Origin of the sequence: Wolbachia endosymbiont (group A) of Sympetrum striolatum (assembly GCF_947250715.1) — a bacterium.
Lineage (GTDB): Bacteria > Pseudomonadota > Alphaproteobacteria > Rickettsiales > Anaplasmataceae > Wolbachia.
The window spans coordinates 979,587-1,002,698 of record NZ_OX366342.1; the positions used below are offsets into that span (position 1 = coordinate 979,587).

At 34.8% G+C, this 23,112-nt stretch carries 24 protein-coding genes and 1 tRNA gene; 6 read left to right on the forward strand and 19 right to left on the reverse strand.

Annotated features, from left to right (window positions below; genetic code table 11):
- Positions 1 to 246 precede the first annotated feature (246 nt).
- Genes OOK87_RS04770 through OOK87_RS04780 form a run of 3 tightly spaced genes read right to left on the reverse strand, consistent with a single transcriptional unit; the run spans position 247 to position 2,037 of the window.
- A complete protein-coding gene (locus OOK87_RS04770; RefSeq protein WP_264688237.1) occupies positions 247 to 666 on the reverse strand; it encodes a helix-turn-helix domain-containing protein in 420 nt (139 codons plus the stop codon).
- A 34-nt stretch (positions 667 to 700) separates the two neighbouring features.
- Positions 701 to 1,033, reverse strand: a complete 333-nt coding sequence (locus OOK87_RS04775; protein ID WP_264688238.1) for a helix-turn-helix domain-containing protein — start codon at positions 1,031 to 1,033, stop codon at positions 701 to 703.
- Positions 1,034 to 1,083: 50 nt separating this feature from the next.
- Positions 1,084 to 2,037 carry a hypothetical protein gene (locus tag OOK87_RS04780; protein WP_264688239.1) on the reverse strand — a complete coding sequence of 318 codons (954 nt, stop codon included), beginning with the start codon at positions 2,035 to 2,037 and terminating at the stop codon, positions 1,084 to 1,086.
- 177 nt (positions 2,038 to 2,214) lie between these two features.
- Between OOK87_RS04780 and OOK87_RS04785 the strand changes: the two genes are divergently transcribed.
- Positions 2,215 to 3,297 carry a hypothetical protein gene (locus tag OOK87_RS04785; protein WP_264688240.1) on the forward strand — a complete coding sequence of 361 codons (1,083 nt, stop codon included), beginning with the start codon at positions 2,215 to 2,217 and terminating at the stop codon, positions 3,295 to 3,297.
- 135 nt (positions 3,298 to 3,432) lie between these two features.
- On the opposite strand, the gene OOK87_RS04790 is transcribed toward OOK87_RS04785, so the two are convergent.
- The 6 genes from OOK87_RS04790 to lipB form a co-directional block, all read right to left on the reverse strand.
- On the reverse strand, positions 3,433 to 3,804 hold the full coding sequence (locus OOK87_RS04790; protein WP_041582616.1) for a helix-turn-helix domain-containing protein: 372 nt from the start codon (positions 3,802 to 3,804) through the stop codon (positions 3,433 to 3,435).
- A 34-nt stretch (positions 3,805 to 3,838) separates the two neighbouring features.
- Entirely contained in the window at positions 3,839 to 4,171 is a 333-nt protein-coding gene (locus OOK87_RS04795; RefSeq protein WP_041582615.1) for a helix-turn-helix domain-containing protein, read from the reverse strand.
- A 103-nt stretch (positions 4,172 to 4,274) separates the two neighbouring features.
- The gene (locus OOK87_RS04800) at positions 4,275 to 4,934 is read right to left on the reverse strand and encodes a JAB domain-containing protein (protein WP_264688241.1); all 660 of its coding nucleotides are present in this window, start codon (positions 4,932 to 4,934) and stop codon (positions 4,275 to 4,277) included.
- The gene (locus OOK87_RS04805) at positions 4,927 to 5,085 is read right to left on the reverse strand and encodes a hypothetical protein (RefSeq protein WP_264688242.1); all 159 of its coding nucleotides are present in this window, start codon (positions 5,083 to 5,085) and stop codon (positions 4,927 to 4,929) included. The genes OOK87_RS04800 and OOK87_RS04805 overlap by 8 nt, the downstream gene beginning before the upstream one ends.
- 338 nt (positions 5,086 to 5,423) lie before the next feature.
- Positions 5,424 to 6,401: an LD-carboxypeptidase gene (locus OOK87_RS04810; RefSeq protein WP_264688243.1), complete on the reverse strand. Its 978-nt coding sequence runs from the start codon at positions 6,399 to 6,401 to the stop codon at positions 5,424 to 5,426.
- Positions 6,401 to 7,066 (reverse strand): lipoyl(octanoyl) transferase LipB, encoded by a 666-nt coding sequence (gene lipB, locus OOK87_RS04815; RefSeq protein WP_264688244.1) that lies wholly within the window; start codon positions 7,064 to 7,066, stop codon positions 6,401 to 6,403. The genes OOK87_RS04810 and lipB overlap by 1 nt, the downstream gene beginning before the upstream one ends.
- A gap of 226 nt (positions 7,067 to 7,292) precedes the next feature.
- Here lipB and OOK87_RS04820 point away from each other — a divergent pair, with 226 nt between their 5' ends.
- From OOK87_RS04820 to OOK87_RS04830, 3 genes are all read left to right on the forward strand, one after another.
- A complete protein-coding gene (locus OOK87_RS04820; protein WP_010081986.1) occupies positions 7,293 to 7,526 on the forward strand; it encodes a DUF6290 family protein in 234 nt (77 codons plus the stop codon).
- Positions 7,523 to 7,765 carry a type II toxin-antitoxin system RelE family toxin gene (locus OOK87_RS04825; protein ID WP_264688493.1) on the forward strand — a complete coding sequence of 81 codons (243 nt, stop codon included), beginning with the start codon at positions 7,523 to 7,525 and terminating at the stop codon, positions 7,763 to 7,765. Before OOK87_RS04820 ends, OOK87_RS04825 begins: the two co-directional genes overlap by 4 nt.
- Positions 7,766 to 8,000: 235 nt before the next feature.
- Positions 8,001 to 9,185 (forward strand): phage portal protein, encoded by a 1,185-nt coding sequence (locus tag OOK87_RS04830; RefSeq protein ID WP_264688245.1) that lies wholly within the window; start codon positions 8,001 to 8,003, stop codon positions 9,183 to 9,185.
- A gap of 302 nt (positions 9,186 to 9,487) precedes the next feature.
- On the opposite strand, the gene OOK87_RS04835 is transcribed toward OOK87_RS04830, so the two are convergent.
- The 5 genes from OOK87_RS04835 to murJ form a co-directional block, all read right to left on the reverse strand.
- Positions 9,488 to 9,913: a hypothetical protein gene (locus tag OOK87_RS04835; RefSeq protein ID WP_264688246.1), complete on the reverse strand. Its 426-nt coding sequence runs from the start codon at positions 9,911 to 9,913 to the stop codon at positions 9,488 to 9,490.
- Entirely contained in the window at positions 9,862 to 10,170 is a 309-nt protein-coding gene (locus tag OOK87_RS04840) for a hypothetical protein (protein WP_264688247.1), read from the reverse strand. The genes OOK87_RS04835 and OOK87_RS04840 overlap by 52 nt, the downstream gene beginning before the upstream one ends.
- Before the next feature lie 97 nt (positions 10,171 to 10,267).
- Complete coding sequence (locus tag OOK87_RS04845; RefSeq protein ID WP_264688248.1) at positions 10,268 to 12,820, reverse strand: AsmA-like C-terminal region-containing protein; 2,553 nt, start codon at positions 12,818 to 12,820, stop codon at positions 10,268 to 10,270.
- The gene (locus tag OOK87_RS04850) at positions 12,817 to 13,089 is read right to left on the reverse strand and encodes a hypothetical protein (RefSeq protein ID WP_253309641.1); all 273 of its coding nucleotides are present in this window, start codon (positions 13,087 to 13,089) and stop codon (positions 12,817 to 12,819) included. The genes OOK87_RS04845 and OOK87_RS04850 overlap by 4 nt, the downstream gene beginning before the upstream one ends.
- On the reverse strand, positions 13,082 to 14,578 hold the full coding sequence (gene murJ / locus OOK87_RS04855) for a murein biosynthesis integral membrane protein MurJ (protein WP_253309642.1): 1,497 nt from the start codon (positions 14,576 to 14,578) through the stop codon (positions 13,082 to 13,084). Before murJ ends, OOK87_RS04850 begins: the two co-directional genes overlap by 8 nt.
- A 150-nt stretch (positions 14,579 to 14,728) precedes the next feature.
- Here murJ and OOK87_RS04860 point away from each other — a divergent pair.
- Together OOK87_RS04860 and OOK87_RS04865 are read left to right on the forward strand one after the other, a co-directional pair.
- Positions 14,729 to 14,804, forward strand: a tRNA-His gene (locus OOK87_RS04860).
- Positions 14,805 to 14,869: 65 nt separating this feature from the next.
- On the forward strand, positions 14,870 to 15,301 hold the full coding sequence (locus OOK87_RS04865; protein WP_253309643.1) for a hypothetical protein: 432 nt from the start codon (positions 14,870 to 14,872) through the stop codon (positions 15,299 to 15,301).
- A gap of 274 nt (positions 15,302 to 15,575) precedes the next feature.
- Here the strand turns inward: OOK87_RS04865 and OOK87_RS04870 are convergent, their stop codons facing one another.
- From OOK87_RS04870 to OOK87_RS04890, 5 genes are all read right to left on the reverse strand, one after another.
- Complete coding sequence (locus tag OOK87_RS04870) at positions 15,576 to 18,008, reverse strand: hypothetical protein (RefSeq protein WP_264688249.1); 2,433 nt, start codon at positions 18,006 to 18,008, stop codon at positions 15,576 to 15,578.
- Between the two features lie 119 nt (positions 18,009 to 18,127).
- Positions 18,128 to 19,462, reverse strand: coding sequence for an alanine/glycine:cation symporter family protein (locus OOK87_RS04875; protein WP_264688250.1), 1,335 nt, complete (start codon positions 19,460 to 19,462; stop codon positions 18,128 to 18,130).
- A 254-nt stretch (positions 19,463 to 19,716) separates the two neighbouring features.
- Positions 19,717 to 20,220, reverse strand: coding sequence for a protein-disulfide reductase DsbD domain-containing protein (locus OOK87_RS04880; RefSeq protein ID WP_253309646.1), 504 nt, complete (start codon positions 20,218 to 20,220; stop codon positions 19,717 to 19,719).
- A gap of 722 nt (positions 20,221 to 20,942) precedes the next feature.
- On the reverse strand, positions 20,943 to 22,592 hold the full coding sequence (gene groL, locus OOK87_RS04885; RefSeq protein ID WP_264688251.1) for a chaperonin GroEL: 1,650 nt from the start codon (positions 22,590 to 22,592) through the stop codon (positions 20,943 to 20,945).
- A gap of 100 nt (positions 22,593 to 22,692) precedes the next feature.
- On the reverse strand, positions 22,693 to 22,983 hold the full coding sequence (locus tag OOK87_RS04890) for a co-chaperone GroES (protein WP_373457551.1): 291 nt from the start codon (positions 22,981 to 22,983) through the stop codon (positions 22,693 to 22,695).
- Positions 22,984 to 23,112 lie beyond the last annotated feature (129 nt).

The following is a 23,112-nucleotide window of genomic DNA, read 5'->3' on the forward strand; positions in this document are numbered from 1 at the left end:
GTGCAATATTTATTTTAAAAATGCAAGTTTTGGATTAAAGGAAAACAGAAAAGACCGGAAAGTAGAGTAAACTCAATAATTACAAAATAGAATACAGTCTACTGGAATAAAGTAATTTCCTGCGCGAAACAGCGCTATCCATGTTAAAGAATTAAAAAAATGGAATTGCTGTCTTTCTATAGTAAAAGTACAAATAACTGATTAGGTGGCTTTAGGAAAGAATGCTGAAACAATACCTTAACTTCTCTACTCTGAGATTGATGTGCATTTAACATCCCCTTTGAAGCCCGTATTAGCAAGAGCTTTAATCACTAAATGAACAATATCGCGCAATGCTTCATCCTTAATTTTTCTATATTCCCTTACTAATCTTGATATTTCTTCGCTACCTACACCGCTGCTGCTATAGTGGAAGGCCTTATCATGCAAGTCTTCAGAGGTTTTAGTAAAAAAATATGACATATCAACTGACAAAGCTTCTGCCAAATTATACAATCTATCAACTACAAGCCTTACCTCTCCAGTTTCATATCCTTGTATATGCTGAAATGAAATTCCAAGCTTCTTTCCTAAGTCTCTTTGACTAAAACCACACATTAACCTTCTTTTCCTTATTCTTTCCCCTATTTGTTTATCGATAGGATGTTGTTCAGCTTGTACAGTCATTTATTAATATCTTAACTCGCATATTAAAACAATACTAACTTTCACTGTAACTTTGAGAAAAAGATTTTACTAATACATAAACTACACTACGCAGCCTTTTACTCTTAATTTTATTATATTCTTTAACTAATTTTAGTATTTCTTCATCATAATTTTCATGTGAGTCAGTATGCATAACAGTAAAGAAATCAGCAACATCTATCGATAGTGCTTTTGCTAAATCATATAATCTACTGGCCAAAACACAATTTGAACCATTTTCGTACCTTTGTATCTGTCTATATGAAACACCTATTCTTCTTCCCAACTCGGTTTGTGTCAAACCACAGTATAACCTAAGTTCCTTTATTTTTTTACCTAATTGCACCTTTTATCCCTTACTCAAATTTACAACAAATTTTATGAAGTGGAAAAAAACTAGCAAAGTAATTGCTTTAACAATTTCTGCCTCTCGCTAATTAAATCGTTTGGCCTTATGTATTTTTTCTCAATCTCCCTCATCTCTTTTTCTCGTTCTGCAATGTTATTTCGTATTACTTCAGCTGAATATCTGCTTTTGCCATTTGCAAACTCCGATCTTAATCTCCTGACCTTATATTCGAGCTCAGCAAATCTTTCATGCTGCTCAAGGAGTTCTATCATGTGACTAATTTCAGAATTTAGCTTTTTTTTCTCAATATCTCTCACAATAAAAGAAAGCAGAAGCTTATCTATTTGGTAATCAATATTTGGTTGAGCAGCAAATAGATCAATCATGGCTTTTACGTCAGTGGGATTTGCAACTAGTAAGTTAAAATTACTACATAAAAAACTATAGAACTTCATTGTCTTCTCAAGATAATTTTTCATATCTTGTGATAATTGCAATTCTTTGTGAATTCCTGACAGCAATATTTTTAATTCTTCCAAGTATTCTACATCAAAATCACCTACTTCTGTAGGTAAAAGGATCATTAGCAGCTTTTTTACAAGCTCAACATCATTTGACTTAACTGCATTATAAAGAGCTTTTTCTTTATCTTTTTTTAAATCATAAAGCTCTGATGAGTTATCTATGCTGAACAGGTAATTTGCCACTTCAGTGTTTCCTTGAGGAGAATAGATTAAAATGTCTACTTCCCTTAGGGGGTGATCATCATTAAACTTTTCTAACAACTCTTTATCGGTAATTTCCTCTATCGCTACAGCAGCTTTACTGATCTTTTTCAGTTTAGAAACATTATCTCTTGAATTTTCAAGTATGTCTTTAGCCTTGTCTAGGAGCTGCTCATATAGAATTATTTTTTCTTCATCATCAAGTAGCTGACAATGCTTCTTCAATTTTTCAGTGGAGTAAGATAGGAGATCCATTTCTTTTAATTTTACAATCACAATACCCTATTTTTGTTGAAACTGAAATAATTTTTATAGGATGTGTTTTTCTAGTGTAAATGCCCGTAAAGTTTGTTATTATAACATACAGTAAATCAATAAGTCGTATAATATTAATAATTAAATAATACTTATTACGATATGATTGAATAGTAATGAAATTAAGTGAGGGTTACAATGAAAAAAATAAATGGTAAAAAATTGTCTAGTAAAATGTTAAAAGCGGTAGAGCGAATAGCAAAAGAAGGGTTGTTACCTAATTTTATAAAAGCTGCTCCAATAGCGAATAAAAAGATTAGTAAATTACCTGTCTTAACATATCCTGAGGAGCTCAATCCATTTCTATCAGCTTTATGCAGGACAAGACTAAGTGAGTATGAAAATATGAAACTAAATGAATTCCTGGAAAAAGCTATTGCAGCTAAAAATATAAACGAGTTAAGTAAAGTTATCGATGAAGCTTTGGATTTAGGAATAAGAATAAATGCTGCCAATGAAGATGGCTTTGGCTTCGCTAACGTTACAATGTTTAAGATGTATCGTGATGAATTCAAAGGGAATAAACAAGAGGATATAATCAGGAAGTTAGCATTAAATGGAGCAGATTTTAATGTACAAGTTGATAAGAAAATAACTGAAATTCATCAAAAGGTGCAAAAAGAAATTGAGCCACAAATATATAGTAGGCTCAAGAAACTTAGGGAAGTTGGAGAGAACGCTACTATAGAAGGAACTGTTGAAAATGTGGAAATTGATAATAAGACCTTTTACATAGAGTTTTCACATAGTTGCATAGTTGATGTTGCAAAAGTTGTAGAAGGTGCAAAAAATTTAGGCTTAAGTAAAGGAGACTTAAACCTTGGTGGCAATATTATAAAAATAGGCGATGGTGAAGTTGAAGTCAAAACTGGGAAAGACGGTAAAAGAAATTACGTAGATATATCCGATAACAGCGCTTTTACAGTAACACTTTGTACTAGCCTAGGAGAGCTAAATTTAATGGTATATCACGATACAGAAGACTATCATCAAGTACAAGTTGAGGTGGAAGATGAAGAAATGTGGAATGAGTTGCAAAAAATAGGAGAAATCGTAGGACAAGGTTGTTTATTTGGTGGCATGTCTGTTAAAGAAGCAGTAGAAAAAGGCAGTTTTACTAGGTGTGGAAGATGGGGCGATCCAAATTCTAAGAGTAGTGAGACTTTTTCTTGGGTAGATAAATTAAAAAATGACAAAACGACATCTGTAGGACGTTTTTGATTGATGGCTATGTTTTACATAGCCATAATTATTGCAAAGTAAAGTAGTTCTTGAAATTTAATCAAGATTACCATAAAAAATTTACCTTAACTAGCATTGCTTGTAGAAGTGGATTGAAGATATATTCAGGCAATATTATTTATTGGCAAGCGCTTTTATCACTGAATGCACAATATCACGCAACGTTTCATCCTTAATTTTCCTGTATTCCCTCACTAGCCTTGATATTTCTTCACTACCCACATCGCTACAAAAGGCCTTATCGTGTAAGTCTTCAGAAGCTTTGGTAAAAAAATATGACATATCAACGGACAAAGCTTCTGCCAAATTGTACAATCTATCAATTACAAGCCTTACCTCTCCAGTTTCATATCCTTGTATATGCTGAAATGAAATTCCGAGCTTTTTTCCTAAGTCTCTTTGGCTAAAACCGCATATTAACCTTCTCTTCCTTATTCTTTCACCTATTTGTTTATCAATAGGATGTTGTTCATCTTGTACAATCATTTATTAATATATTAACTGAGGTATTGAAGCAATACTAACTCTCATTGTAACTTTGAGAAAAAGATTTTACCAATATATAAACTACGCTACGTAACCTTTTGCTTTTAATTTCATTATATCCTTTGACTAATTTTAGTATTTCTTCATCATAAGTTTCATGTGAGTCGACATGCACATCAGTAAAAAAATCAGCCACATTAATCGATAGTGCTTTTGCTAAGTCGTATAGCCTACTGGCCAAAATTTGGTTTGAACTATTTTCGTACCTTTGTATTTGTCTATACGAAACGCCTATTTTCTTTCCCAACTCAGTTTGTGTTAAACCACAGTATAATCTAAGTTCTTTTATTTTTTTGCCTAATTCCACCTTTCATTACTAATTTTAGCTGTTCAAGCTTATATTGAATTTTTTAATTTATGAAGTGAAAAAAAAGAAGGAGAGCTAGAGAACTCTCCTTCCAGTCTACAGATTACAATAAACCACTGTCATAAAAACTAAAGTGGCTCTTCTGTGTTACGATTATATGATCTATCAATTTCATCCCTACATTTTCACAGGTTGCAGCTAATGTAAGTGTGTTATCCTCATCCTCCTTTGACGGCTCTATATTTCCACTTGGATGATTATGTGAAATTGCAACAGATGCTGCATCAACCAGTAATCCCTGTTTTATTATTTCCCTGACATACAGAGGTACTCTGTCTATAGTTCCACAGTCTTGAATATACTCATATATTAAATGACCACTTCGATCTAAGTATACCACTCGTAAGCTTTCCTTTCTTGACTGTCCTATTGCTGCTTTAAAGTATTTTAGTAGCTCTTCTCTATTATCAAGAATCGACAGCTTTTTTAACTTACCTTTCAATATCCTATCGAAAATCTCTTTCAGGCAAAAGATATTTGCTATTGCTCCATCGTTCATTCCTGTAACATTTTTTAGCTCGTGAAGATCAGCATTAATTACCCTTCCTAAACTACTAAAGAGCTCCATTAGCTTTTTGGCAACTTCTCTTCCTTCTGTGTATGCAGATAGATTACGTTCCAGTAGCTCATGGTCAAGCAAAGACCTACCTCTGCTTGATAGAATACGAGTTTCTAATTTCTCTTTTCTCTCACTATTATTCATAAAAACCTCCAAGGTCAACATTATATACAAATTCAACGCCAGCTTTCTGACGCAGGAGTTCTTGAGGAATAACCCTTTTGAACTCTAAATTTGCAATGTTGTCCTTGTTGCTTGGGCACTGGGATGACACCCATAAGTGTTGAAAGTGCAATCACACAAGGTGATTAATGGTATGTAAATCTCCTCTTGATATCAACCTTCGTTGTTGGGAAAGCAGATAAACCACGTCGAAAATTCGCTTAAACCTTCTAACCACAGGCAAAAAGGCGCTTTTTTAATTTATTTTATTACCATTGAAATTTATGCCGTTAACCACCTTATATAATGCCACTTATAGCACTTTCAACACTTATGGATGACACCCCACTGGTGGCCCAAACTACAACGTTCGTACAGTTGTTAGCGCCGCGGCAGTATGACGGTTAAGTACGTGTTAGCGGCTAAGAGATACCGTGGCGGCATGACGTAGAGCTCGCATTAGCTATAAGATTAGCTAACATTCTGCACATCCATAAAAAACAAACCTTCTTTTTCGTCTTGAACGCTAATAATAGCGTGAGTGTTAAGAGGTAAAGGGTCATTTGTATGTCCATGGCCTACCCCTTTCATTGTAAATACAGGAAAGTTAACACTTTTTGCAAGCCTTTCTTTTACAACTTCAACAAGATTATCATTATAACAGTTAACGAAATCCCCAAAGATTACTGCATGCACTCCATCAAAAATGTGAGCTTGTTTTAGGTGTTCTAAACTGCGCTCTATTGCGTATGGGTAAACTCTTATGTCCTCTAAAAATAGAATTTTACCTTTCGCATTTATTTGCCAAGCGGTTCCTATACTATTTTCAACTAAAGTCATATTACCACCGATGACTTTAGACTCTAATCTGCCATCTTTTAGTCTAATGCCATTGTTTATCATCTTTAGGTTATCAAATCTGATAGAATCCCGCTTGTTAAGAATTAACTCTTTCAATTTTTCAACAGAGCTTTCAGAAACGGAGCTATTTACTATCATTTCCAACATGGTGCCGTGAAGAGTTTGCCAATCATATTTAGCTTGTAGATAGATGTGCAAGGCAGTTATATCGCTATAGCCTATGAGGATTTTTTTGTTTTGAGCAATCCTTTCTTTTTTATCATTGGGTAACTTTTCTAGATAGGGAATTAACCGAGAAGCCCCTTCTCCTCCTCTGATACACCAAATTATTTTACTATCATTAGTTAGTGCACTAACCAAATCATTTGCTCTGAATTCATCAGAGTTGGAATAAAATGGATTGTCATTACTATATATTTTTTCCGAAATATGGGGATTAAAATCCGAAGCTTCTACATATTCTTTTATAGTAGTCAGATCTGATTCTTTTCCCTTGGAAGAAGGAGCAATAATATCAACTCGGTCGATTGCATGAATACCTGTGTTAGCACATAAAGTGAAAATAAAATATAAAAGGTAAATGATCATTAAAATATCTTATAAAACTCTTTTTTTAGTATATCATCCAATTCAGAGAGTGGAACTTTCACTCCTAGTTCTTCCATTGATGTGAAGCCATAACCTTGCAGTCCACAAGGAATAATACCCTTATAGTGAGAGAGATCTGGAAAGACGTTAAGCGCTATGCCATGATAAGTTACCCATTTTCTTAAGCGAATACCAAAAGCTGCAATTTTTTTTTCTACTCCATTGTTATTCACCCAAACACCTATTCTATCCTCTTTAAATTCTCCAAGTATATTAAATTGCTTTAAAACATTTATTATCCACTTACTTAGGTCTCTAATATATAGCTTTATGTCACATTTATTTCTTTTTTTAAGGTTTAACATTAAATATATGATGCGCTGTCCTGGACCATGATATGTGTGTTTACCACCCCTTCCTGTTTTATATATAGGAAATAGTTTTTCAACAATATCATCATCTGTTGCACTGATTCCTGCAGTATAAAGTGGAGGGTGCTGGAGTAGCCATACCAATTCGTCTGCTGAATTATTGTAAATTTGTTGAATTTTTTCTTCCATAGATTTTACGGCACAGTTATAATCAATAAGCTGATTAGATATTAGCCATTCTGTCATGTTCAATTTCTTTTCTTTTTGTATAGCAATGCATTCTTTTCCTGTCATCCAAGTGCCCTCTTCTTGTCATTCCAGTGTGTGACACTGAGCGCAGCCTTTCTTATTCCTAATATACTTAATACTAACTTCTGTGATATTTCTCCTTAACAAACATAGTACATGACAAATGTTTAATTGTTTGTCAACACAGGTCCTCTTTACGTATAGGCAACTTTTTTTATTGAAAAATTCAGAAAAATGTTGTATAATTATTAGTAGATTTTAGGTAAAATATATGGCAAACTCAAAATTTAGCATAACTTTCAACAACGAAATTTCAGAGTGTCTTGCTGGACTAGCTAAAATAAGAAATAAGTCCATTAAAGAACTAACAGAGAAGCTAATACAAGAAGCAATTGAAAATGAGGAAGATAAAATACTAATTGAGCGTGCTGCTAAACGTAATGTTTCAGGTGTAAAGAAAATTAGAAGTGAGGATGTAGACTGGAATACAATATTATCTTCATAGAAAGCGTTCTTGAGAAAGACCTTCCAGCTCTTCCAAAAACAATAAGATTAAGGATCATAAATGCGATAAATAAGCGCCTTACAATTGATCCCATTAACCTTGGTGAGCCATTATATTACAGATTTAAAGGACAAAGAAGATTAAGGGTAGGTGATTATCGCGTTATCTATTCCGTAAATATTATAAAATATGAAGTGGTTATCACAGAGATAGGACACAGAAAAGATATTTATAAGTAAGTACATCATATAAACATTAAATATATTTTTACTCCTTCCTGATTCATTTTCTACCTTAGGTGGCTTCGCTCAGCTCAAAAAAAAAGCTCATTCTTTTTGCTACCCCTTATTGTGCCTGCCATTTAACTACTGTGTAGAGATTGCTCTCAAACATAATGTTCGTACGTTAGTATATCCTTCCTGTGACACCAATTGATATAATTCTACCACAAATTCAATTTTTTAGGAGGCACATATGAATTTCAACATTTTTCAAAGAAAGAAAAGCAGTGAATATTCTGCTTTGCAGCTAATGATGGAACCAAGTTGGAGTAAGCGTGATTACGTAAGTTTTGCTGAGGAAGGTTACATAAAAAATGTTATTGCCTTTCGAGCAATTAATATGATTGCAAGTGCTGCATCTTCGGTACCTTTTACTCTCTGCCAGCTTACTGAACAGGGAAAATCGCAACTAAAAGCCCATCCATTACTGAAATTACTTTATTCTCCTAATCCAATGACATCAAAATCGGAATTTATTGAGGGGATTGTAACTTATAGGTTAGTTAACGGCAATTCTTATATATTGATGGTTGAGTCGCAGAACAATAGAAAACCACCAACAGAGCTTTATCTTCTGCGCCCTGATAGGGTTGAAATTGTTCCAGGGAGAAATAACGTTCCTTATATCTATCGTTATACCATAAATAACAACGGTTATGACTTTAAAGTTGATAAACTAACCGGACGTTCAGCAGTGTTGCACCTAAAGACCTTTAACCCTTTGAATGATTGGTATGGATTATCACCAATTGAGGCAGCTGCATACAGTATAGATCAGCATAATCAGGCGGGTGCTTGGAATCAAGCGATGTTGCAAAATGGGGCAAGACCAAGTGGTGCAATAGTTGTGAAATCAGCGAAGGACGGGAGTGGTGGAAGTTTAAGTCAAGAGCAGTACCAACGCTTAAAAGAGCAAATAAATGATCATTATTCAGGTTCTGTCAATGCTGGAAGACCGATATTGCTTGAAGGAGGCTTGGAGTGGAAGGAAATGAGCTTATCACCAAGGGATATGGATTTTATTGAGTCCAAACACAGTTCAGCTCGTGATATTGCCCTGGCTTTTGGCGTCCCACCGCAGTTGCTTGGCATACCAGGTGATAACACTTATAGCAATTTAGTCGAAGCACGCTTATCCCTCTGGGAACAGACGGTTTTACCAACGCTAGAAAATATTATCTGTCACCTGAATTCTTGGCTAACACCAAAATTTGGCGAGGATCTGTGCTTGTCGTACGACAAAGATGCAATAGAAATTCTCATGGAAAAGAGGCAAAAGTTGTGGAAATACGTAGAAAACGCAAGCTTTATGACACTCAATGAAAAAAGGGAAGCATTTGGCTTGCCACCACTGCCAGGTGGTGATGAGTTAGGTTAAGTTTGATCCGTTCAGTTGTGCGGCTAAAAGACAACTTAAAAGAGTTTAAGTTTTTGCTTTGTACTTTGTAAAATATTAAAAAAATCAGCCAAATTACACCATATTTAGTCTATTTTATCCTATAGTTTTGGGTTTACCGAGGGTTCGTCATTCTGCTACATGTTAGCGCCGCGGCGGTGTGACGTAGGGTTGCACTAGCTATAGCAACTTTGTCTGCGCAACCATTTTCTACCGCACCATTGAACAGATATGCTTGAAGATATCCGTTCAGATGAGTTTATTGTCTCCTAAACCGTACACGCCTAACAAGCTACCGCTAGAGCTTGTGAAAAATTCTCTATTTTTATTCCCTTTAATTTACTGGATAAGTTGTCTACAAACAAATCTGATTTAGTGCAGATCTGCTCTATTTTTTTAGGAGATAAAGAGGAATCTAATTGATTCGCTATACCAGACACTCCATTTAAAACTACTCCAGCACCATATGGTACATATGACACAGTATATATAGCACCTGACGTAAAATCTAGTAAGTTCTGAGAAGAAGTGGTAATTTTATACCCTACTGTGTTTTTATCTTCTCCTTTGCATTTTTTAAGCACTTTTGATGCACCATGAGGAATATAAGATATACCAGCTATACCATATGAAGGCCCATTTAAGGCGTACGATACAACTACCGTTGTTGCTGATAGCGCTTTAGCTCCATATTTTGCAGTATAAAGCAATGGCTTAAGGGCATAAGGGCATAAGAAATAGTTTTACCTTGTGATTCAGATTCAAGCAACGAATTTAGTTCTTCTTGTGTTGCTGCACATTCAAAAAATTCTTTCTCATCAATTTCTGCAAGATCAATCTCTTCAAAACCCTCATCAATATCTACAGGAGTTACTGTTTCTTTTATAGGGCTAACTTCTACATCACTTCCAATAACACTTGAATTATTAGAATTTTTGCCAAAAAGATTCGAAAACATACTAAACATTTTTTTTTACCTACAACTTAACGCTCATATCAATATATTAACCTAATATTAACCAGGTGTCAAGCACATATGACTCTTATAAACAGATGTTAGTAAATTAACTATTCCTCTTGCCAACCAGAGCGATGAAGATTTGGTCTACATCAAAACTCATCTTAGGACGCCAAATAGGGCCATCCAAATGCATATCGATATAGATTGGATTACTATAGTTTGGTGGTATGAAAAAGAACCTGAATATAGAAGCTAAAGCGAAGTTAGATAAGGTTAAATTAGAAGAGATCGACCCTGATGCTTGATCAATCCCGAATTGTAAACTAGTTGAACATATACCACTCTTAATACTTGCTTTTCCGCTAATATTTTCAAAAAATGTACTGCCATTATATATATCAACATAAGCAAATGTGGAAATTTCAGACTTATTCTTACTGCTTAACAAATTAGCGATAAATGAATTGAAATCTACATTAGTAACTTCTATTCCCTGCGCTTGTAAGTTTACATCTCCTGATAAGCTATTAGCCCAATCATGAAAACTTTTTCCTTGAGTTTTGATTGCACCACTTAAGCTTATCTGACCATTTACATTGTCAATTCCTATAACCTTACCAATCTTTTTAGTGTCCAAATTTACAATAGAAAATCTTGTATTCATTGAGTCTGATCTTAAATAACCCTGAAAAAACACTTGCCCGTGTTCTAATACGTAACTTGCCTGCCTGATAGTGATAACGTTGTTTCTCATTACCGCATCCAAATTAAAATCTTTCAAAACATTCTGCTCGGTTTTAAATTCTGCAGTATTGATTTGCACATTTGCATCAAAGCCTTCTTTGTCATCCAAAAAATCAAGCTGCTTTGTTGACCATTGAATTTGATCTATCTCATTTCTTGAATTTCTTTTTACCTCTACTAAATTTGGTAATTTAAAGATATTTCCATTAAATTTATTGCCCGTAAGGTTCACATCTAATAAAGGTTTGGCGTATTTTTGATCTACTAATATTTTTGCATTACCGGTAATATCGAAATCTTCTCCAGATAGTTTTATTTTATCTGCAACTAGCTTACCTTTTTCCATTTTCAGCAAAAAATCCAAATTTTTAATTTTCGTATCATTCAATGTAAGGTTATTAACACTGGCCTTTATATTTGCATCATACTGAAAATTTTTCAGCCGTTGCATTTTAGATAAACTGCTAAATAATGAATGATCATATTTATCTGCATCAAGATTATGCATGCTAAATTTACCATCAACCACACTGCGTTTTTTTGTGTGGCTTGCTCTAATTGACCCTTGCAAGGATTCCTTATTATTTAGCAGTCTAATGTCTGAGATAGATAATATTCTTGGTGCAAGGTGCAGTTTAGAACTTAGTGTAAATTGATTTTTCTGGTTTTCTTTCATCTTTATAGAAGGAAAAAAACATGAAATGAATGACTCAAAATCATTTCCTTCTACTAACAAATCACCGTTGAATTCAGATAGGACATTATTGTTTGAGATCTCTCCTGATAAGTAAGATATATTATTGATTCCAGGAAATTTAAGAAGCGTATTAACTTTTACTTTGCCATCAGTGGATTTTAGTACAGCACGGAAATTGTCCAATATTTTGTTTTGATATTGAATGTTAGAAGCTTCCATATTAAAATTTAAGCTCAAGTTCTTTGGCACAACTGCTCTAAAACATTCCAGAAGGTCTTTTATATTCGTTGTTTTTTGTGAATTGTCTTGTATGGAATCTAAGTCAACTTTACTGAAGCTAATATTGAAATTAGTGTGATCGCTTTTTCTATCATTTTGTATTGTACCGCTGGCTTGCATGCTTTTGGAATCAATTTTTAAGTCAGTTGCCGTAAACTCACTTTCATTAAGACTTATATTGGATGATATCTTGATATTTTCGCTAGGAATAACACAAGAGAGAAAGCTAAGATTAATGATTTTTGCTAAATCACCCACAGAACCGGAACTGTTATTAATTGTTAATGTTAAATTACCCTGGAGTTCTTCTTGATTTCTATTACCTGTAAATAGCAAATTTACAAAATTTGATTCAACACTAATGTGTACATTCTTTTTTGTGATATCAACCTTTCCTGAAAAATCGTAATTATTATCACCTACCTTTACTTTACCGGAGAATTGCCTATTTTTTTTTACAGCAACTTCCTTTATATTAACAATGCTGCTATAATTAGCGAAATCATTCTTAAAACTTACTTGGCTGTCTTTTATTACTATATCGACTGTGTTACCACTGGCTTTTGTATTTATAATATTAATTAAATTTTCTTTATTGCTTTTCATGCCAAACAATGTGATTGACTTTGGTTGCAACGAGAATAAAAGCAACGATAGGAACGATGGCCTTATTTCAATTTTTCTTACACTAATTAAATCTGATAGCTTTTGCTCTTTATTTTCGTTGTATTGTATATATACATTATGAATAGTGAGCTTTGGAGTAATGAGTGAAACTTCAACTTTCCCTCCAATATGCACTTTAGCATCATACGTTCTCTCCAACTCTTTTATGATATATTTCCTGTAGCCACTCCAATCCTTAAAAGTTGCAGCAACGTGCATGAGAATTAATAGCAGCGAGATTGATAATATGGCGTATATTGAGAGCTTCATAATATGCCTCTTAATTGCAATGGAGTTACTCTATTTCCTACCTTTGTCATCTCAATGTCTATCTTTGTCATCCCAGCACCCACTCCTGTCATCCCAGTGCTTGACACTGGGATCCATCTTATTTTCATCATGGGCATTATTTCAGCGTATGCTCCTAGAATCTGTTGTCTATTGCATAATTTGCAAATATTTTTATATCTGGATCCCAGTGTCAAGCACTGGGATGACACCGTTTGCTGTTCCTTTAGCAAAAGATCTAGTTTATACATATTTCAAATTATTCAAATTTCCTCTAAACATTAAATAGAGAATACCAAAATAAACAATAACACTCAAAGCTATTAAAGTCGTTAAATAAACAATACGAGCCAATATTTTATCAAAAAATAATCCTGCCAACAAAGAATTAAAAATATAAAGGGCTATTGACATGACTACCGTTGCTACAAAAATTTTCATGATATTTAACAATAACGCTTGGCTAACCTTATATATTTTATTTATTGTTAAATAACTAATTAATAGAATGGAGTTTATCCAAGTGGAAACAGAAGTAGCGATAGCAATCCCCGTGTGCTGATACTCGTTCATTAACAAAAGGTTTAGCACTACATTAATTCCAAGGCACATTAGTGAGAACATAGTTGGTATTTTTAGATTGCCTTTAGCAAAAAACGTGGGTAGCAATACTTTATTTATAATAAATGCAGGTAAAGAAAGAGAAAATGCTATTAACGTGGGAGCAGTTTGCTGCACTGCATAATGATCAAACCGGCCGTAAGAAAAAAGCGTAAGTAAAATTATGTCGGGAATAATAATAAAGGCAGCAGTTGTTGGCATAATTAACATTAATCCTATGTTGAGAGCCTTGTTCTGTATTTTGACTATATTTTCAGTATTATTTACCTGTTTTGAAATTAAAGGAAGAAGCACTGTACCGATTGCAGTACCGATTATTCCCTGCGGTAGTTGATTTAGTCTATCGGCATAATATATATAGGACACCGCATTTGGTATAAAACTCGCCATGATTGTGTCAATCCATACACTTATTTGAGTTACACAATTGTTGATAATTGCAGGTATCACACGCTTAAAAAACAACCTTACTTCATTGCTTAATTCAAGGCTAAAAGAAAAAGCTGCCTTTAACTTGTATGCACTAAATAGTATCAAAAGTAGCTGGAAAATTCCTCCTATAAGGACAGCTATAGAAAGGTTGTGCGCTGGAGTTTTTATGTAAGGCACAAACAAACTGATGATTAAACAGAGATTCAAAACGATTGGTGCAATAGCTGTTGAAGCAAAATGCTGCTTTACTTGCAGCATTCCACCAATAAGTGATGCAATTGAAACAAAGATTATGTAGGGCATCATAATTCTTGATAAAGTAACAGTAAGGGTAAACTTACTTTGGTCAAATCCAGGAGCAAAAATTTGAATCATATAAGGGGAGAAAGTTTGCATGATAAGGCAAAAAATTACTAAGATAATAAACGTAATGGATATTACACTACTTGCAAAATTAAATGCCTTTTTATCATCGTGTGATTCTATTGAATATAACGGTATAAAGGACGTGGTAAATGCTCCCTCTGCAAAAAATGCGCGAAATAGATTGGCAAAACGAAACGAAGAAAAAAATATGTCTGCAAGAGAGTTTGCACCAATAACCGTAGCAATCAAGACATCTCTTATTAACCCTGAGATCCTTGAAATAGCCGTAAAAAAACTAAATGTGAAAATACTTTTAAACATACCACTACTTCATTAGTATCAATACAATTAACTATAATAGTAAAAGTATCAATGAAAATATTTATTGGCTAAACTTAAAACCCTCTACAAAAGGAGAGTTAAATAATCAATTGACTATTTGCGCTCGTATGTTAGATATTTTATATCTTGGCGGGCGTAGCTCAGTTGGTAGAGCGTCAGTTTGTGGTACTGAATGTCGCCAGTTCGATCCTGGTCGCTCGCCCCACTAAAATTTTCTGCTTTACAGAAATATGAACAAATGGTAATATATCAATTAATTAGGGAGGTTGTATGGATAAAGGAGATTTAATACTTTTAGGTGTAGCATCAGTAATAGGTGCACTTACAGGTTTGGGATTGAGTTTCACAGCTTTGTCACCTTTGGTTATAGGTGGAATTATTGCTGACGTTCCTGTAATATTATTGACTGCATGTGATATATGCGAAGGAGAATGCTCCAAGAAAGATCTTTTCAATATGGCCGTTTTATGCGTTGCAAGCGCTGCAATTGGAGTTGGCCTTGCTGCAGCCGCAACTGCTATTTTTCCTGGTGCAATGCTTGGAATGGGCTCTGCAGCTTTAACAGGTGCGGCAATAGGAGCCATAGCGCCAATTGCAGGGATATTTGCAATCATAGCTACATCATTTGCTGCTAAAAAAGTGAATGAATATATTATTTCTCCTATAGTTGAGTGTTTTTCTTCAAAAGGGAAGGGGTGCTAATCACTTTAAACCAATTAAGTAAGGTTTCTGCTTTCTGTTATTCTAGTGTGCAGCATATAGCTGTACGAACATTTGTTTGCAAAGGCAGTGTGTTAAGTGTTATAGCCGGTTTTGCCTCAAACACAAAGGCAGTGCCTGGACTCTTGCTTCAATGTTAAACAAAATACCATAGAATTCAAAATGCAAAAAGAAATGTTCAACATTGTATCAGAATGGTGCTATATTGGGCCTTAACTTGACGCGTATGCTTTTTTGAACATTCCCTAACCTCAATTTATATTGAAATACCTTTATTGGTATCTTTTTCTTGTTGTGACTCAGCAATACGTTTAGTCCAATCCAGTGGCCTTTTATTTCTGTTACCTAATGCAATTCTATTGCGATCATAACTATCAGTGTGTTCCGTTAAAGTATCTTTTCTTTCTTCTTCTATTACTCCAATTTTCAGTTGTGCTTCATCTTTCTCTAGTAATTTATATAGATTACTATTTTTATCTACAATTGAATTAGTGTCATTGTTTTCTTGTTCTGCCACTGTTTTTATGTCTGTTGAACTGTCTTTTAACAATCCTGCTGCTAATAAATGTTCTTTGGTTTGTTCACTAATTCCTTTTTGATCCACCGGTTTTAGTGGGAACTTCTGAGTTTCTTTATCCAACTTACTGATAAATTCCGTAAGTAGAGTGTCATCTCTTTGTTCAACATTCATTAGGCTCGCTTTTAACTGTCCAGGATTTACTTGAGATTGTCCATGATTGGCATGAGTTGGAGATGAATAGCCCGAATCGTTTGTTTTTGCATCTGTTGAACTGTCTTTTAGCAACCCATCTTCTTTATCTTGTGACAGTTTATCAGTAGGATCAACTTGCCTTAATCCTCTATTATCTTGCTGTGATCTATCTCTGATTTCTTTAAGAAGATTTTCAGGTGGAGTTTGGTCACTTTGTTCAATGTTCTCTAAGCTCCTCTTTGGCTGCTCAGGATCTACTTGAGGTTGAGCATGAATTTGAGGTGAATAGGCCGAATCGTTTGTTTTTACATCTGTTGAACTGTCTTTTAGTAACCCATCTTCTTTATCTTGTGACAGTTTATCAGTAGGATCAACTTGCCTTAATCCTCTATTATCTTGCTGTGATCTATCTCTGATTTCTTTAAGAAGATTTTCAGGTGGAGTTTGGTCACTTTGTTCAATGTTCTCTAAGCTCCTCTTTGGCTGCTCAGGATCTACTTGAGGTTGAGCATGAATTTGAGGTGAATAGCCCGAGTCACTTTTGCTATTGGGTTTTGGAACAGAAAGTGGCTGTTTACTTTCTTCCCACTCAGCATCACTGGCACCACGGTTATCACTGTCGTGTTCATGTATATTTGAATAAGGCAAGTAAGGAACTTTGTCCTTTAATGTTTCTAATATAGAAGACGTTGATTCATTTTTCCTGCCTCCTTCCATTGATGCTCCGCTACCATCAACAACACCAGTGCGCCGTAAGCTGTTTCTCTTGAAATTTCTGATGTCTTGTAATAGATCGCCTTTGCTATTTCCTTCTTGTTGCTGGGTTTTAGGTTGTTGCTGATTATTAGGTGTTTGCTCACTTCTATCTGGTTTTTGGCTTCCAGGTACAGCATGTCCAAATGTAGGATTGTCATACCGTTCATCTTTTTGCCTATTATCTTGATTGTGGCTTACAGACTTGGTGAAAGTAGAACTGTCCGAAGGATCAGAAGTTGCACCTTTTTGCTGATTATTAGGTGTTTGCTCACTTCTATCTGGTTTTTGGCTTCCACTCCCTTGCTCATTGAAAACATCTTTTTCAGGTGTAGTTCTAAGTGGTGGCAGCGAAGGGGTCTGAGACCCAATTTCTCGATTCATATGAGTAGCTTGGTGTTTTTGAACAGGTTTTTTGACCTCTTGCTCAATATCTCTACTGTTACTTTTTATTGCGATTTTAGATGATTTGTTAAGGGCTTGATTGTCTTTTCCGTCATGTTGCACCTCATTCACTTTTCCTTTTTCCCTGAATTTTATTTCATGCAAGAATAAACCACCTATTTTTACATCTTGATTCGCTTCTAACCGTTCTAGAGAAAAATCATCACCTTTAACAAGGTCTACATCGTTAGCATCAATCTTAATTTTGATCTTGCATTCTTCCCCTTTCGCATACCATTTCAGAGTCATCTCATATGAACCATCGGTTACGACATAATGTCTTATTTTTTTCCCTCCTTCCTCGGCAACAAAACCATGCATTCCGCTCTTTCCATCACTATGCAACGTTGAAAATCCCGAGATTCCATTCTTCTGACAAAAATCACTGTTTAAAAATTCGCTGATTTTGAACTCTTTCTTGTTATCCTCCAGTGTAATACTGGCATGATTACCGTATATTGAAACTTTTTTATCTTCAACATCATCATTAATGTTATTAGCACTAGTAATATATTTATTCAACTCTTCTTTAGCTTTATCTTCAAGCTCTTGTCTAGCTGTCTTGTTGCATTCCTGAAGAATAACTCCACATGCTTTATTTTTGTTTTCATCTTCGTCCCAATTCCAGTCGGCGTGTTCTGTTAAAAACTTTACTGTGTTAAAATCAACTCTAACATTATAAATTAGGTCGTCTTCCTTTTTTATTTCATCAAATAAAGGAAAAAATTCTTGAACGCGCTCATTATAAATGTGTTTTTGTTGTATATTGTTAGTATTCATATACCCCTCACTAATAACCCTCTGCCTTTAGTTCTAGCTAATACTAGCTAATATAATTATCACGAGCATTGGTTGAATTTTTATTAAGGAAGGTTGTGTTGTTACTCAGATGGCAACTTTTAGTTGGCGCCTAATTTTAAATATCTGTTGCTCACAGTAAACACTTCTGGATCTTGAGAAGTTAGCTTGAGTATAGCGAGTATGTTGATAAATAACAAAACAGCAATCGAGATATCAGCGACATCCCATAGCAATCGGACTTTACCTATTGCACCAAGCGGAATGATCATGGTAAAAATTACAATCCAGATTTTAGTGTATTTATTATCCATAGACACATAGCGTATTGTCTGTTTTGAGCAAAAAAACCAAGTAAAAATAGTAGTAAAGGCAAAACAAAACATTATGGCCATAATTAAATAGTCAATATAGGGCCAATTCATAGCTTTTCTAAAAGCAAATATGCACATGTTAGTACTCTCTAAATCAGTGACCCAAGAATCTGTGACAAGCAGTACCATTGTTGTAATAAACACTATAAATGCAACTATAAAAGGCGATATTATTGTAATTAGACTCTGCTCAATAATAAATTTATTATTATTTTTCTTAGGAACAATTGAAGAATGTACGATTCCTTCGAGGCCAAGCCCTATATCTGTTGCAAAAATACCTCGCAAAGTTCCGACTTGAATAATAGTCAACATTTCTAAAATCAAACCTAGAGATAAACCAGAGTTAAAGCTACTAGCTGTCAAAAAATTGCTTGTTATTAATTTTAGAGAAGGAGGGATATTTTCACTAAACTTAAATAATATGATACCGCAAAGTGTGAGGTAACTTACCGTCATTATCGGTATCATAGCCGATATAAAAATTTTAATTTTTTTTAAGCTGAGAACTGCAACAACAAAAAATATTATGGCCATTACAATGCCACCAATGACTACAGGCACATCTATCATGTTAAGTGGTATTGATAGAGAATTTACCTGAACAAGGTTACCAGCTGTTATTGAAACCATCATCATAACAACCAGAAACACAATTGTAGCTTTTCTAGAATTAAATGCATCAGCCATATAGGCTACAGGGCCACCTATAAACCGTCCGTTCTTTTCCTTTCTGGTTTTTATACTTAGATAACAAGTGACATATTTTATCACAGAAGTGATAACAATAATTATTGCCATCCATAAAATAGAGCCCGGTCCTCCGGTTTTTAGAGCAACAGCAGTTCCTGAAATGTTTCCTACTCCTAAATTTCCCCCTAAGATTGTAAACAGGGCGGCTATAGAAGAAAATTTATTTTCCCCTCTTTTAACTCCAATGAGTGAAAGGGCGTACGGCAATCTAAATATCTGTAGCCATTTTAGTTTAACCGATAGGTAAACACCAGCAACTAGCATGAGTAATATTGTTGGCAGTAATAAAACAAACTTTACTGTATCCATCTGTAAAAGTGAGATTTTTATTTAAGTATACAACAAAAATTGAGAATACCTAACCTATTTTCTATGTATGACTTCGTTTCCGTCATTCTAGAAACCTTTTCTTGTCATCCCAGTGCGTGACACTGGGATCTAAATTTTTTATGCGAAACCATTATGTTTATATACTTGTAGGCCCAAGTTCCTCACATAGTGAACAAAAAAGTAAATGAGATTCCAGTGTCACGCACTGGAATGACACCTACCCCATGAGAACCCTATTTTTCATACCACTCATTTATAAGTTTATTGATATCAGAATCTATAAAATCCTTTAGTGGTTGCCTGGTTTTTATCTCAACATTTTTAGGGATGCACCTATCTTTACATATCGCATAATTTATATGGAAGTTAAGGTCAATATACCCTTGATTTGAAAACACATTCATCTTAAAGGGAAATAATACCATATCCTTATATACGTTACTGATAAATATCTCTCTTCCTACTTTATCTCTATGTTCCTTTGGAGTAGGCCAGTAAATATCTATGTTTAATGTGTTACCCTTACAATCAAAAGAAGTGGGAAGACCGAAATCTCCAGGATCTTTATAATATATGTGCCAGCCTGGTTCTACTGTAACCTTTATTGCACCTTTAAGAGTGAGGTTTGCTTCATTTATCTCGCCAATAAGTAAATCAAATTTTGCAATTTCCTCGTCAGCATATAGTTGGGTGCAAGAAAAAAATAAAAACAATATTAAATATATATGTATTTTCATTAAGGCAAATTTCTCCTTTTATAGAGAAAGTGATTTAGATTTTAAGTGTTATATTTAATAGCATTATATAGATTATTTATTAATATAGCATTATTCTAATATATACAACTGTAATATAAATGGGTGAAAAGAATAAGTCATTGTGGAAAACACATATAGCTAAACTGACTTAGATTTACCGACAATTTGAAAAACAAAAATTCGTCATTCCGCTACTTGTTAGCGGAATCTATGCCGAGATACCGCGAATGAATCACGGTATGACGTAGGATTGCTGTCGTCCTGCTACGTGTTAGCGGATGAGATACCACGAATGAATCGCGGTATGACGGTTCGCGGCAGCATGACAATAAGCTCGTCATTCCGCTACGTGTTAGCGGGATCTATGCCAAGAGATACCGTGAATGAATCGCGGTATGACGGTTCGTGGCAGCATGACAATAAGCTCGTCATCCCGCTACGTGTTAGCGGGATCTATGCCAAGAGATACCGTGAATGAATCGCGGTATGACGTGTTGCTTGGGTCAGCTATAGTATAAATATACTAGGGATTATAGTTTTCTTATACTGCCTTTTTGTTATTAGACAACCACAATATAAAGGGGTGAAACGGATGCAAACAGTAGTGCCTTTCTGCACCAAACGTATTACCTTTAACGAATAGTAAAATGTGAGATTTTTTGGAACTACCGTGGAGCAATTGCTCCACGGTTTCACTCTACTTAGAATCCACCCATGCCACCCATTTCTCCTGCGCCCATAGGAGATGAAGCATTTTCTTTGCTTGGTACATCAACTATCATAGATTCAGTAGTAATCAGCACACTCGCAACAGATATCGCTGTTTCAAAAGCAATACGCACCACTTTTGCTGGATCAATCACACCAGCTGTAAATGCATTAGCGTAATTCATAGCCTCAACGTTGTATATAAGCTCTTTATCATTCTGCTTAATCAAATAGTCAATGATAACAGCAGATTCAAGACCAGCATTTTTAACTAACCTTCTAATTGGAGCACTGAGAACTTTCTTAATAATGTTTATGCCTATTTGCTCTTCGTCACTTGCACCTTTTAATTTGTCGAGAACAGATGAAGCATAAAGAAGTGCAACTCCACCACCTGGAACTATGCCTTCTTCAATTGCAGCTCTTGTTGCATGCAGCGCATCTTCAACTCTATCTCTACGTTCTTTAACTTCCACTTCAGTTGCTCCACCAACTTTTAGCACAGCAACACCACCTGATAATTTCGCTAAACGTTCTCTTAGCTTTTCTTTATCATAATCAGAAGTTGAAGTTTCAATTTGAGATTTGATCTGCTCGATTCTAGCTTTCACACTGTCAGAATCGCTATTTTCGCTGACAACTGTGGTATTATCTTTAGTAATTTTAACATTTTTAGCAGTACCAAGATCATCAAGTGTCAGATCTTCCATCTTGATTCCAAGTTCATCTTTTATGACGTACTTAGCACCAGTCAAAGTTGCTATATCTTCGAGCATTTCCTTTCTTCTGTCACCAAAACCTGGAGCTTTTACTGCAGCAACTTTTAAACCACCACGCAATTTATTGATAACTAAAGTGCTTAATGCTTCACCTTCGATATCCTCTGCAATAATAACTAAAGGTTTACCAGATTTAACAACAGCTTCAAGAATAGGAAGTAAAGGTTGAATAATATTTAATTTTTTCTCTGTAATTAATAGATAAGGATTATCAAGCTCCACGATCATTTTTTCATTATTTGTAATAAAATACGGAGAAAGATAACCGCGATCAAATTGCATGCCAGTAGTCAGCTCAACTTCTAACTCTTTTGAACCTTTACTCTCTTCAACAGTTATTACACCCTCTTTTCCAACTTTTTTCACGGAATCAGCGATACTGTTACCTATATCCTTATCACCATTTGCAGAGATTATCGCAACTTGCGCTACTTCATCCATTTTCTCTAGAGAAATTGTACGAGACATTGATGCAATTTCCTTTAATATTACATCTTTTGCCTTCTGTATTCCGTTTTTAATACCAACACGATCGTTTCCAGCAGCAATTGATTTTGAAGCTTCCATGATCATGCTGCTAGTTAATATTGAGCACGTTGTTGTACCATCACCAACTTTGTCGTTACATTGAGAACAACTTTGGGCAAAGATGCTTGCTATTGCAGCATTTAGTGGTTTTTCAGGCTTGATACCCTTCATCACCTTATAACCATCTTTTGTAATTTCTGGTGCTCCATAGGGCTTATTAATCCCTACTGTTTTTCCTCTAGGTCCCGCAGTTATTGCTACCGTTGAATCCACTATTGCTGCGACTTCACGAAAGGCTTCTTGTAACTGCTCACCTGATACTACTACATTAGTCATTTTTATCACCTCTTGTTAATAAAAAATTTAGAAAACTATAATAAAACCATTTACAATGCGCCATGTTGCGCTTTGTTTCAATTTAGTAAAATAAAGACTGCTATTTAATGACAGCAAGTATATCGGACTCTTTCATCACGATAAGCTTTTCATCATTATGTTCTATTTCTGTACCAGCCCATTGACGATAGAACACTTTATCACCAGCCTTTACAGTTAAAGCTATGCGTTCGCCATTTGAGTTGCGTGAACCTTCACCAGTTGCTACAATTTCACCTTTAGTAGGTTTCTTTTCAGCACTTGATGGAAGCATAATTCCACCCTGCTTTTCCTCGCTAATAGGCTTGATCAGCACGCTATCATCCAATACATTTAAACTTATACTTGACATTTGCTTTTCCTCTCAACAAATTAACCTATAACTTTATATATATACTCGTAAGTTAGATTTCAAGGGCTGGAGCTTGTAAAATATGCACACCATATAAAATATGCACGCCAAAAGCAGTTTCTAAAAGAG

What these genes read in the sequence shown, in the direction of transcription:
- OOK87_RS04770 (WP_264688237.1), bottom strand. Translation starts at nt 666, where the DNA reads ATGACTGTACAAGCTGAACAACATCCTATCGATAAACAAATAGGGGAA.
- OOK87_RS04785 (WP_264688240.1), top strand. Translation starts at nt 2,215, where the DNA reads ATGAAAAAAATAAATGGTAAAAAATTGTCTAGTAAAATGTTAAAAGCG.
- OOK87_RS04790 (WP_041582616.1), bottom strand. Translation starts at nt 3,804, where the DNA reads ATGATTGTACAAGATGAACAACATCCTATTGATAAACAAATAGGTGAA.
- OOK87_RS04800 (WP_264688241.1), bottom strand. Translation starts at nt 4,934, where the DNA reads ATGAATAATAGTGAGAGAAAAGAGAAATTAGAAACTCGTATTCTATCA.
- OOK87_RS04810 (WP_264688243.1), bottom strand. Translation starts at nt 6,401, where the DNA reads ATGATCATTTACCTTTTATATTTTATTTTCACTTTATGTGCTAACACA.
- lipB (WP_264688244.1), bottom strand. Translation starts at nt 7,066, where the DNA reads ATGACAGGAAAAGAATGCATTGCTATACAAAAAGAAAAGAAATTGAAC.
- OOK87_RS04820 (WP_010081986.1), top strand. Translation starts at nt 7,293, where the DNA reads ATGGCAAACTCAAAATTTAGCATAACTTTCAACAACGAAATTTCAGAG.
- OOK87_RS04830 (WP_264688245.1), top strand. Translation starts at nt 8,001, where the DNA reads ATGAATTTCAACATTTTTCAAAGAAAGAAAAGCAGTGAATATTCTGCT.
- OOK87_RS04840 (WP_264688247.1), bottom strand. Translation starts at nt 10,170, where the DNA reads ATGTTTAGTATGTTTTCGAATCTTTTTGGCAAAAATTCTAATAATTCA.
- OOK87_RS04845 (WP_264688248.1), bottom strand. Translation starts at nt 12,820, where the DNA reads ATGAAGCTCTCAATATACGCCATATTATCAATCTCGCTGCTATTAATT.
- OOK87_RS04850 (WP_253309641.1), bottom strand. Translation starts at nt 13,089, where the DNA reads ATGTATAAACTAGATCTTTTGCTAAAGGAACAGCAAACGGTGTCATCC.
- murJ (WP_253309642.1), bottom strand. Translation starts at nt 14,578, where the DNA reads ATGTTTAAAAGTATTTTCACATTTAGTTTTTTTACGGCTATTTCAAGG.
- OOK87_RS04865 (WP_253309643.1), top strand. Translation starts at nt 14,870, where the DNA reads ATGGATAAAGGAGATTTAATACTTTTAGGTGTAGCATCAGTAATAGGT.
- OOK87_RS04870 (WP_264688249.1), bottom strand. Translation starts at nt 18,008, where the DNA reads ATGAATACTAACAATATACAACAAAAACACATTTATAATGAGCGCGTT.
- OOK87_RS04875 (WP_264688250.1), bottom strand. Translation starts at nt 19,462, where the DNA reads ATGGATACAGTAAAGTTTGTTTTATTACTGCCAACAATATTACTCATG.
- OOK87_RS04880 (WP_253309646.1), bottom strand. Translation starts at nt 20,220, where the DNA reads ATGAAAATACATATATATTTAATATTGTTTTTATTTTTTTCTTGCACC.
- groL (WP_264688251.1), bottom strand. Translation starts at nt 22,592, where the DNA reads ATGACTAATGTAGTAGTATCAGGTGAGCAGTTACAAGAAGCCTTTCGT.
- OOK87_RS04890 (WP_373457551.1), bottom strand. Translation starts at nt 22,983, where the DNA reads ATGTCAAGTATAAGTTTAAATGTATTGGATGATAGCGTGCTGATCAAG.